This is a genomic window from uncultured Brachyspira sp. (assembly GCF_944393015.1).
Lineage (GTDB): Bacteria > Spirochaetota > Brachyspiria > Brachyspirales > Brachyspiraceae > Brachyspira.
The window spans coordinates 1-11,643 of sequence record NZ_CALXYQ010000020.1; the positions used below are offsets into that span (position 1 = coordinate 1).

The window sequence follows — 11,643 nt, forward strand, 5'->3', positions numbered from 1 at the left end:
GGGGTATCATAAAAATTGTGAGCGTCTAGCAAATTTATTTGCTAGAGTTGATTAGCGAACAATTTTTATTAGCAATAATATGAATAATATATTAGAAGAATGCAGAAAAATAGTAAATAAAAACTTCAATAAAGAAGAAATAGAAAAAATAGAAAATAATGATAATTTTATAAAAGCTATGATGAAAGAAGAAAATAATAATAGCTTTGATATTTTTTATAATATGCTTGAAGAGCCTTATTCTAAAGATTTATTTAAAAAGATAGTGAGATATAGATATTTATTATCGTTTTATAGAGATGCTTATACAAATTCAAAAGAAAAAATAAAATTAAGTATGAAGTACGGCTCTATCAATATATTTTTTTGGGGATTAAAGAGATTTTTATTTGCTTTGCAGAAATATAAATATCCTAGTGAAATAGAAAATTTTTTACTTTTTTATATATTCGGACTTGAGCAGTATAATATAAAAGATATATTTGAAGTAAGCAATGATAGCGTAGTATTTGATGTAGGTGCTTGGAAAGGAGATACTGCTTACTTCTTTTCTAAAAAATGTAATGATAATGCAAAGATTTATGCCTTTGAACCTGATATAAATGCTTTTGAAACATTAAAAGTGATGAAAGAAAAATACAAGCTAAATAATGTTATTTTAGAAAATATTCTTTTTTCTAATAAAAATGAAACTATTGATTTTGTATCTATGACTCCTAATACTCCTGCCGTTAAGATGAAAGCTATTACAATAGATGAATTTGTTGAAAGTAATAATATAGAAAGAATAGATTATTTGAAAATGGATGTTGAAGGAGCTGAAAAGCATATATTAGAAGGGGCATTAAATACAATAAAAAAATTTCGTCCGTCTCTTGCCATTGCTGTATATCATGGAGGAGAGCTTTTTATGGAGGATTTTTATAAAGTTCCAATATTCATAAAAGAAATAACAGAAAATTACGAATATTATATAAGAACATTTTCTCCTTGGGGAGGAGAGACAATACTTTTTTGTATACCTAAAAAATAAAATTATGTTATAATTATTGTAGGCTAATATATAATATTGACTTTTTATAACTAAACTTATAAAATGAAACTTTAGGAGATTAAATTTATGGCAAGAAAAGACATGGTAAACAGTGTTATAGGAGATGGTTCATCTTTTAAAGGAACTTTTATCGTAAAAGGTTCTTTTCAAATAGATGGAAAATTTGAAGGTGAATTAAAAATAGACGGACATTTAATTATAGGACCTAATGGTAAGGTAAAAACAAGCACTATTATAACAGAAAGTATCACAATAGCAGGTACTTTGATTGGTAATATTGCAGCTGAAAAAGAAGTTATATTGATAGAAACAGGAAGAGTTTTAGGAAATATAGAAGCTCCTAAAATAGATGTAGGAGAAGGTGCTGTTATACAGGGAGAAATGACTATTACAGGCGGACAGAAAAAAGATATCACAAAAGTAGTGCATGAATCTTTTACAGGCATAAAAATTGAAGATGAGGCTTCAGAAAATAATTACACTTCTGATAATAATTCATCATTAGATAGTAATACTTATAACTCTTATAACACAGATAATAATTCAAATAATAGTATTTTTTAATTAAGGTGTATTCATAAATGGCTATAAAAATAAAAACACAAGCTGAAATTAATTTAATGCGTGAAAGCGGACATATATTGGCTAATGTATTTAAAGAAGTTGAAAAGATAATTCAGCCGGGAATCTCTACTAAAGAAATAGATAAATTTGTTTATGATTATATAAGAAAACATAATGCCAAACCTTCATTTAAAGGCTATGGCAATCCTCCTTTTCCGGGTTCTATATGTTCTTCTATAAATAATGAAGTAATACATGGAATACCTAGCAAAAAGAAGATTTTAAAAGACGGCGATATCATAGGTCTTGATATAGGTGTATATTATAAAGGATATCATTCAGACAGAGCATTTACTTTCAAAGTAGGAAATGTATCAGAAGAGGCTTCAAGATTGATTGAAGTTACTATGCAGTCATTTTTTAATGGTGTTAAAAAGATAAAAGACGGAGTTCATTTGGGCGATGTTTCTCATGCCATTCAAAAAACTGCTGAAGATGCAGGCTATTCTCTTGTAAGAGAGTTTCAAGGTCATGGAGTAGGTGCTAATTTGCATGAAGAGCCTGCCGTACCAAATAGAGGAAAAGAAGGAGCAGGGCCTATACTTAAAACTAATATGGTTATAGCAATAGAGCCTATGGTTAATATGGGACATCATGCAATTCTAATAGAAGATGATGATTGGACTATCATAACTAGGGACGGTTCTCTATCGGCACATTATGAACATACCGTAGCCGTTAAAGAAGATGGTGTTGAAATACTAACCGCTTTAGAAGATGATGAGATAGTAAAAAAATATCTTGCTTAATAAATTAAAAACTCTATTTGATTTTTATTAAATAGAGTTTTTTTTTGTTTTAGTTAAAAATAAAAAAATTAAGGATATAAATTATGGCTGTTTTTGAAATTAAAGAAGACTTTATTTTAAATGGTAAATCTATAAAACTTTTATCAGGAGCTATTCATTATTTTAGATTTGTTAAAGAGTATTGGGAGGATTGTCTTTATAATTTAAAGGCAGCCGGATTTAATACTGTTGAAACATACATACCTTGGAATATTCATGAGATAGATGAAGGAGTTTTTGATTTTTCAGGCAATAAAGATATAGCCTCTTTTATTAAACTTGCTCAAAAAATGGATTTATTGGTTATATTAAGACCTACTCCTTATATATGTGCTGAATGGGAATTCGGAGGACTTCCTGCATGGCTTTTAAGATATGATAATATGAAAGTTCGTACTAATACAGAATTATTTTTAAGCAAAGTTGATGCTTATTATAAAGAATTATTTAAACAAATTGCAGATTTACAAATTACTAGAAATGGTCCTGTAATTATGATGCAAATTGAAAATGAGTACGGTTCTTTTGGTAATGATAAAGAGTATCTTAAAGCTTTAAAAAATCTTATGATTAAACATGGTGCAGAAGTGCCTTTATTTACTTCAGACGGAGCTTGGGATGCTGTTTTAGAAGCAGGAACATTTGTAGATGATGGAATATTGGCTACTGTTAATTTTGGCTCTCAAGCTAAAGAAAGTTTTGATGCTACGGAAAAATTCTTTGAAAGAAAAGGTATAAAAAATCCATTAATGTGTATGGAATTTTGGGATGGTTGGTTTAATCTATGGAAAGAGCCTATAATTAAAAGAGATGCTGACGATTTCATTATGGAAGTAAAAGAAATTATAAAAAGAGGAAGTATAAATTTATATATGTTTATAGGCGGAACTAATTTCGGTTTTTATAATGGTACTTCTGTAACAGGTTATACTGATTTTCCTCAAATTACATCTTATGATTATGATGCAGTTCTTACAGAATGGGGAGAGCCTACAGAGAAATTTTATAAACTTCAGAAACTTATAAATGAATTATTTCCTGAAATAAAAACTTTTGAGCCTAGAGATCATAAAAGAGCAGATTTTGGAGAGGCAAAACTCAAAGATAAAACTTCATTATTTTCAGTAGTAGATAAAATATCAAAATGTCAGAAAAGCGATGCCCCTATAACTATGGAGAAAGCAGGAAGCGGATATGGTTATATGCTTTATAGAACTACAGTAAAAGGTTTTGACAATAATATGAATGTAAGGGCTGTAGGAGCTTCAGACAGAGTTCATTTTTATTTGAATGGAGAATATAAAGGCGTAAAATATCAAGATGAGCTTATAGAGCCTATTGAAATGCATTTTAATAATGGTGATAATGTATTAGAATTATTGGTTGAAAATGTAGGACGTGTTAATTATGGTTATAAACTTCAGGAATGCAGTCAAATTAAAGGTATTCGTATAGGAGTTATGGCTGATATACATTTTGAAACTGGCTGGGAGCAGTATGCATTACCACTTGATAATATAAAAGATGTAGATTTCAGTTCAAAATGGATAGAAAATACTCCTTCATTCTACCGTTATGAATTTGATGTTAAAGAGCCGGCAGATACTTTCCTTGATTGTTCTAAACTTGGAAAAGGTGCGGCATTTATAAATGGTTTTAACTTAGGAAGATACTGGAGTGAAGGCCCTGTATGCTACTTATATATACCTGCTCCTCTTTTAAAAACAGGAAAAAATGAAATAATTATATTTGAAACAGAGAATGTATTTATAGATAGTATAGCACTTAAAGATAAGCCAATATATAAAGAAATAAAAAAATAATATAATGTAAAAATTTATTATACCGATACTTTAGACAATAAAACTTTATTTTTGATTTAGCTTATGAAACGTATATTTTTTATATTTAGTATATTAATATTGACTTGTTTATCAATATATGCTCAGGGACAATCCCTTAATACTCCTAATAGAACAGCAGATACTGTTAGAACTATGGAAATGGATACAAATACCTATGAATCATTATTCAGCGGTAAATTAGAGCCTGCTTGGGTGTATATAGGAGAGGCAAAAAGAGCAATACATAACGGCGATATTACTTATGCTTTATATATAATGAATAAAACTTTGATGTATTATCCTGATAATGCAGATGCTCATTATTTTTTAGGTTTAATATATGAAAAAGAAGCCGGCAACCCAGCAGAACAAGGAGGAGCTGCTTCTTATCGTTTGGCTATAGAAGAATATAAAAAAGCTATAAATTTGGCTACTAATCTTACAATACCTGCATATAAATTAGATGCATATTTCAGTCTTTTATATATTTATGAAAAATTGATAGATGAAAATAATTATGCTGCTGTAGAAAAAGAAATCATTACTATGGCTGAAAATACATATAAAAATTATGAAAAAGGAAGAATCTATTTCAAATTAGCAGAACATTATGGAAGTAAGAATAGAGGTACTTCAGCTGTAGATTATTACAGACAAGCATATATTAATGGATACAGACAGAAATTATCTCTTTTCAGAATGTCTTTAATATATAGAAGAATGCGTAATTATGTACAGGAAAAAGAAACTTTAATGCTTGCTATTAAATATGATTTTGATAATGTTGAGCCTAGCAACTTTGATGTTCAGAAGGCTATAGTTCAAAGATTAGAGGCATTAAAGAATGTAAGAATACCTAAGAAATTAAATTAATTTTAGTTATCTTAATAATAAAATTGAAAAAGCAATGATGTGTTTTGCATCATTGCTTTTTATTTTTTATAATTTTAACTATTTCTATTGAGAAAAAGTCCTTATTATATTAGAATATGATACTTAATAGTAAATAAATATTAAGAGATGCAAAATGAAAACAAAATTAATTCTAGTATTATTGATATTATTAAGTTCATTGAATTTATATTCTCAGGAAGAACAATTAAATGATGATTTAAATTATTTAGGTGATGATTATACTTTCAGTAATCCTTTTCGTATATATGAAGTTGATAAATATTATATGGGTTGGCAGGATCCTAGAGCATTTATAGGGCGTATATTATTTGCTAAGAACTTCAATGTAGATAAAAATTTATCTCTTATTGCTCCTGATGTAAATTGGGATTTTAAATCTGTATCGGTTTATGTAGAGGGGCGTTTAGCAAGTGAAATAATGTTTTATAGAAATAAATATTTTTCTGTAGGTATGGGCGGAGCTATGGAAATATCTATACTTGGAAGAAGCAGCGGATTATTCGATGTTTATGATTTTTCTGGTCAGTTTATGGTATTTGCTGATTTATGGCTTCAAAATCTTGTTGGAATTAATATGAAAATAAGATTCATACCTATGTATCATCAATCCACTCATTTGGTAGACGGATTCAAAGGAGATACTCAAATAAAAAGCGGAAGCAGTTATGAATTTGGTTCTATAGCAGTTTATTATTATATTAAGAATTTCAGCGTTTATTTAGGTTCTGAAATTTCTTATAATGCTGTAGGAAATAGTCCGCAGTTATTTAGAATACATACAGGATTAGATTATAGATTTCCTTTATATAAAGATCAAATCAGCTTAATAACAGGAATAAATATCGCTGCCATTTTAGATAAGAAAGATAAACTTGGATTAATAAAAGACCCTTGGCATGCTGCTGTTAATTTTGGTATTGGTGTTGAGTTTTATAGATATGCTATATCTTTGAAGGTTGGTTATGGAAAGCCAAGAGGAGCATCCAGTTATTTCGGCTATGAAACTAAGGTTGGACTTGAAATAAGTTTATTATTCTAATATTATAAATATTCTTATTAATAGTAATTATCTATAGATTAATTGTACTTTTTAACAATATTCTTATTTTTTTTATTTATGATAAATAAAAAATAATAAAAAACTATATTCAAAAATTATTTATTATGTTAAATTATAATTATGAAATGGAGGGAATTATATGGCTGGATTATTTGATATAATAGGTCCTGTAATGATAGGGCCTTCAAGTTCTCATACAGCTGGGGCTTGCCGTATTGGAAAACTTGCTAAGAAGATTTTGGGTGAAGATGTAAAAGAAGCAAAAATATATTTGCATGGTTCTTTTGCTTTAACTTGGAAAGGTCATGGAACTGATAAGGCTATTTTGGCGGGACTTTTAGGTTTTGAAACTGATGACCCTAGACTTAGAGATAGCTACAGTTTTGCTGAAAAGGCTAATCTTAAATATGAGTTTATTCCTACAAAATTAAGAGAGGCTTTTCACCCTAATACCGTATATATTGAAGCTAAAGGCGAAACTAATGAGATTGATATATTAGCTTCTTCTATAGGCGGAGGATTGATAGTTTTGGATAAAGTTAATGGTATAGAAGTGCATTATAAAGGAGATTTCCCTACTATTGCTATAGTTAATAAAGATGTTCCGGGTATTATAGCCAAAGTTACTTCTATTATATTTGAAAAAGGAATAAATATTGAAAATATGAATGTAACTCCTCAATTTGAAGGTCCTAATAGGGGATATGCTATTATTGTTATTGGTATGACGGATGTTATATCAAAGGATATAGAGGAAAAAATAAGAAAAATTGAAAATATAAGGGACTTTGTATTTTTAGATAAGTTATATTAAATATTATATGGAGTATTAAAACATTATGGATATAAAATCTATAGAATCATTAGTGGCTTTAGCTGCGGAAAAAAAAGTGAAAATAAGCGACATAGTAATAGATATAGAGGCTCAGTCTCAAAAAACAGATAGGCAGACTGTTATTAATAATATGACTTCTTATTATGATATAATGAAATCTGCCGTTGAGAATGGTAAAAAGGATAAATTCAATTTTGTTACAGGTTTGCAAAATGAATGTGTTGAGATAGTAGAGAAATTTTATAAATCTAAGAAAAGTATATTAGGTGAAACAATAGGGGAGGTTGTAACTGCTGCAATGGCTGTAAGCGGTTATAATGCTTGTATGGGTAAGATAATAGCTGCTCCTACTGCAGGAAGCTGCGGAGTAATGCCTGCTGTACTTACAGTATGTGAGAACAGAGGATATAAAAAAGAGGATGTAGTAAAATCAATGTTTACAGCTGCTGGATTAGCTGACATTATAGCACAGATAGCAACATTTGCAGGTGCTGAAGGCGGATGTATGGCTGAATGCGGTTCTGCTGCAGGTATGGCAGCCAGTGCTTGTGCTGAGATTATGGGAGGAACTCCTCAGCAATGTGCTGATGCTTTTGCTCTTACTATATCAGCTATGCTTGGGCTTATATGCGATCCTATTGCAGGGTTTGTTGAAGTGCCTTGTATGGGTAAAAATGTTATGGCTGCTGTTCATGCTATGGTTTCTGCTGAGATGGCTTGTGCTGGATTTAGAAGCGTTATACCGGCTGATGAGGTTGTATCTGCTATGAAAGAAGTTGGCGATGGAATGGATGAAAGATTTAAAGAGACTTCTCAAGGGGGACTTGCCAATACTCCTACTGGACGTGCTATTGCTGAAAAGCTTTTAGGAAAAATAAATAAATAATTAAATAATATATTATAAAAAGCTTACAAATATTTTTTGTAGGCTTTTTTTATATATAAGTTTTATTTTGAACCCCACCCTTTATTCCTTATTACTTTATTTTTAATTTTTATTTTCATTATCTTTATAGCTTAATTAGAAATTTTAGCACCCACCCGAATTTTTTTAAGAATTTGAAATTTAATTAACGCACGTTTAGCTAAATTATTAATATAAATAAATTTGAATTAAAAATAAATCTATATTTTTTAGTTTTACTCTGCGTGCGGTGAGGATGCTATAATTTTTAAAAAAATTTTGGGCGGGCAGCAAAAATGACTGTAAAATGCAAAGAAGAAAAATAATGTGTAAATACCAGAGAAGATAAAAAGCCTAAAGGGCGGGCAAATGTAATTAAGTTATAAAATTAGTATATACCTAAACAAATATATTTTGTCAAAAATAATTTTTTTTAAATTTCAATATATGCAAGGCTTTGCCCTTACGAAGTACACAGAGTGCTGTACCCCAGTTCTTTTGCGACCTAAGGAAGTGCTGCGACTGGAAGGAGTACCTTTAGGTATGGTATTGCCACAAAGAAGCTATATCCTCGACAGGCTCGGATACGCTTCGCGAAAGGCTACATTTGGGCTTTAATTTAATAAATTATTTTACATGTAAGACGATTTTAGTATTATTTAGTACTAATTTTATACTTGCACTTTTTGGTTCTTTTTGCGGCGGGAAAAAGAACAACAAAAAATTGACAAAATTAAAAATTTTTAGTATATACAAAAAAATCATTTCTGATAGAATTAATGTAGTATTTATATCATAAAAGGAAATAAGATGTTAAATACACAAAGACTTATAATAAGAAAATTTAATATCAATGATGCTGAAGCTTTATTTAGTATTTTATCTGATGGAGAAGTTAATAAATATCTTCCATGGTTTCCTTTTCAAAGTTTAGAAGAAACTAAATTACATTTACAAAAATTTTATTTAAATACAAATGATAATCATAACTTTTATAGATATGCAGTATGTTTAAAAGAAGATAATGTACCTATAGGTTATGTGCATCTTGAAAACAATAATGACAATAATGATTTTGGATACGGACTTAAAAAAGAATATTGGAACATGGGAATAATTACAGAGGCTTCAAAAAGAGTTATAGAAGAATTAAAGAAAGATAATATAAAATATATAACAGCTACTCATGATATAAATAATATTGCAAGCGGTGAAGTAATGAAAAAAATAGGAATGCATTATCAATATAGCTATGAGGAATTATGTCAGCCCAAAAATATAAAAGTTATATTTAGAATGTATCAGTTAAATTTAGATGATTATAATAAAAGAGTTTATAAAGGCTACTGGAATAAATATACAAATCATTTTATAGAAAATATATTGTAATTGATAATAATATATGTTAATATATGTATAATAGTTTAATATGTAAATGATTATTGGGGGCTATTATGAGATTTATTCTATGCACATTTTTATTATTAATACTATTATCATGCACTCAAAAGTCTGATGTCAATGTTGATGAAAATATTCAAAATGATGAAACATCTATAGAAGGCGGAAATATAGTTCAGGATTTATCTATAGAAGATGCTATAGCAGAATATGAAGAAAGTCCTTGTATAGATATAATAAAAAATCTTATTAGTTCAGGCAATATAAATAATACTTTAACAGAAACTACGAATATAGTAAATGTAGAAGATACGGAATATGATCTTAGTGTAACTTTTGATGAAGGTACTACAGCCTTAATGATAGCTTCATATTATGGATATGCTGATTTAGTAAATGCCCTTATACAAAATAATGCTGATGTTAATATAAAAAATAAAAGAAATTATACAGCACTTTTATATGCTACAGATATATGGTCTAGACAAGGCATAGGAATATATGACAGTAATTTCAATGTAGTTGAGCTTTTGGTAATGGCTAAAGCAGATGTTAATGCGGTTAATAATTATGGATGGACTCCTTTATTCTTTGCTGCTGATAATTCTAATTCCGACATAGTTGCTTTTTTAGTTGATAATGGTGCTAATATTAATGCTGTGTCTGATGAAGGAATAACACCTCTTTTATTAGCGAATGATGTTGAAACAGTTAAAGTATTATCCAAGACAGTTAATATTAATAAAGCTAATTTATCTGGAATAACACCTTTAATATCTTTCGCTGGAAGAGAAATATCTATAGAGGCTATTAGCATTTTACTTGAGAATGGTGCTGATGTAAATATGGTAGATAAAGACGGAGAAACAGCTCTATCTTATGCTATTGAAAATGGTAATTTTGAGGCGGCTTTAATCTTGCTTGAAAATAATGCTAATCCTAATCTTGCCAAGAAAAAAGCTAAAGATTTGGCAAATATAGCTAGAGAATTAGGAGATGAGGAAGTTGCTTCTATATTGGATAAATATTAATAATATTGATAAATTCCTTTGACAAATTATTATATTTTGGTATATTTATTATATTGGAAAAATCTATATATTTATTTGGAGTTTTATAATGTTTGATAACAATGTTCACTATATAAGAAAAGAGCTTGAATCTATTTACAAGATCATAGTAGAGAATTTAGGAAAAGAATTACTAAACACTGAAATTAAGCGTTTAGAGTATGAGCCTAAAATGGATAGAATTAATATTAATAATTTTATATTTATAAGGCTTACTTTTGAAAATGAATATGATCATAAAGAACTTTACTATGATATATATATCGAAGATGAAGACGGAAATGATGTTGAAAGAGCTTTAATCAGTGTAGAAAAGCCATTCACTAAAGTTGTTGATAAAATAGATTATTTGGTAAAATTAAATTATCAAGCTAATGAAGACGATTAATTTTTTATTTATTTGTTTAAAATAAAAAGAGGGACTTTTTAAGTCCCTCTATTTTTTAGTTATTTATCAGTATTAATTTAATGCTTTAGTAGATAATACATATTTATCTTCTCTGTATTTTTGAGTATTTCCACCTATTAATTCATTTAATTGTCTTCTTACTTCATCTTGATTATCGCCGTCAATTATATATAAAGTATCTCTATCAACTAAATAGTATCCTTCATATTCTGTATCATTTTCATATTTTCCATTTTCTGTATTTCTAACTATACATGCATTTTTATCTTTATTTGCCACAGTACTAGGAGTAGCAATATCTTCTAACCATTGTAATGTAGCGTAATCATCTCTTCCATCAATTATTCCATTTTCATATTCTCTTTCAATCATTTCAGAATTTTCATTAAAGAATACAAATGTTTCTTCTGTTTCTAATCTTCCGTCATCACGATCTTCTTCAGACTGATACCAAGTAGTAGAATATAATCTTTCTAACAAGTTATATCCATCTTGAGCAGCAGCCTGATTACCAGTAACTGAAGCGTTTACTGTTATAGACTGGCTATTTCCATTCCAACTGGCTAATGGAGTACCATCTCTTACTGTTTTATCATCGCTTGGTACATTAGTAGTTAATGGCTTACTTCCTGTAGCAGGTCCTGTTGCTTTGTTGCCGCATGCTACTGCAAATACTGATAAAATACTTATGATTAATATAATTCTTTTCATATTTTTTTAATCCTCTCATTCTTATTTT

The 11,643-nt window shown here is 28.8% G+C and carries 12 protein-coding genes; 11 read left to right on the top strand and 1 reads right to left on the bottom strand.

All coding sequences use genetic code 11. The features are described from left to right. Positions 1 to 79: 79 nt before the first annotated feature. The 11 genes from Q0K19_RS07985 to Q0K19_RS08035 all read left to right on the top strand — a co-directional run bounded on the left by Q0K19_RS07985 (position 80) and on the right by Q0K19_RS08035 (position 10,883). Positions 80 to 1,033: an FkbM family methyltransferase gene (locus tag Q0K19_RS07985; RefSeq protein ID WP_297247024.1), complete on the top strand. Its 954-nt coding sequence runs from the start codon at positions 80 to 82 to the stop codon at positions 1,031 to 1,033. Positions 1,034 to 1,120: 87 nt separating this feature from the next. Beyond that, positions 1,121 to 1,618 (top strand): polymer-forming cytoskeletal protein, encoded by a 498-nt coding sequence (locus Q0K19_RS07990; protein WP_297247026.1) that lies wholly within the window; start codon positions 1,121 to 1,123, stop codon positions 1,616 to 1,618. 17 nt (positions 1,619 to 1,635) lie between these two features. After that, a complete protein-coding gene (gene map, locus Q0K19_RS07995; protein WP_297247028.1) occupies positions 1,636 to 2,427 on the top strand; it encodes a type I methionyl aminopeptidase in 792 nt (263 codons plus the stop codon). An 83-nt stretch (positions 2,428 to 2,510) separates the two neighbouring features. After that, on the top strand, positions 2,511 to 4,289 hold the full coding sequence (locus tag Q0K19_RS08000; RefSeq protein WP_297247030.1) for a beta-galactosidase family protein: 1,779 nt from the start codon (positions 2,511 to 2,513) through the stop codon (positions 4,287 to 4,289). A gap of 63 nt (positions 4,290 to 4,352) precedes the next feature. Further along, on the top strand, positions 4,353 to 5,183 hold the full coding sequence (locus Q0K19_RS08005; RefSeq protein WP_297247032.1) for a hypothetical protein: 831 nt from the start codon (positions 4,353 to 4,355) through the stop codon (positions 5,181 to 5,183). A gap of 154 nt (positions 5,184 to 5,337) precedes the next feature. Further along, a complete protein-coding gene (locus Q0K19_RS08010; protein WP_297247034.1) occupies positions 5,338 to 6,264 on the top strand; it encodes a hypothetical protein in 927 nt (308 codons plus the stop codon). A gap of 160 nt (positions 6,265 to 6,424) precedes the next feature. Next, complete coding sequence (sdaAB, locus tag Q0K19_RS08015) at positions 6,425 to 7,099, top strand: L-serine ammonia-lyase, iron-sulfur-dependent subunit beta (RefSeq protein WP_014488819.1); 675 nt, start codon at positions 6,425 to 6,427, stop codon at positions 7,097 to 7,099. Between the two features lie 25 nt (positions 7,100 to 7,124). After that, positions 7,125 to 8,006, top strand: coding sequence for an L-serine ammonia-lyase, iron-sulfur-dependent, subunit alpha (gene sdaAA / locus Q0K19_RS08020; RefSeq protein WP_297247036.1), 882 nt, complete (start codon positions 7,125 to 7,127; stop codon positions 8,004 to 8,006). 828 nt (positions 8,007 to 8,834) lie between these two features. After that, positions 8,835 to 9,413, top strand: a complete 579-nt coding sequence (locus Q0K19_RS08025) for a GNAT family N-acetyltransferase (protein WP_297247038.1) — start codon at positions 8,835 to 8,837, stop codon at positions 9,411 to 9,413. Between the two features lie 65 nt (positions 9,414 to 9,478). Then, on the top strand, positions 9,479 to 10,456 hold the full coding sequence (locus tag Q0K19_RS08030; RefSeq protein ID WP_297247039.1) for an ankyrin repeat domain-containing protein: 978 nt from the start codon (positions 9,479 to 9,481) through the stop codon (positions 10,454 to 10,456). Between the two features lie 88 nt (positions 10,457 to 10,544). Beyond that, entirely contained in the window at positions 10,545 to 10,883 is a 339-nt protein-coding gene (locus Q0K19_RS08035; protein ID WP_014488815.1) for a hypothetical protein, read from the top strand. 72 nt (positions 10,884 to 10,955) lie between these two features. Here Q0K19_RS08035 and Q0K19_RS08040 read toward each other — a convergent pair whose 3' ends face one another. Further along, complete coding sequence (locus Q0K19_RS08040; RefSeq protein WP_297247040.1) at positions 10,956 to 11,615, bottom strand: hypothetical protein; 660 nt, start codon at positions 11,613 to 11,615, stop codon at positions 10,956 to 10,958. Positions 11,616 to 11,643 lie beyond the last annotated feature (28 nt).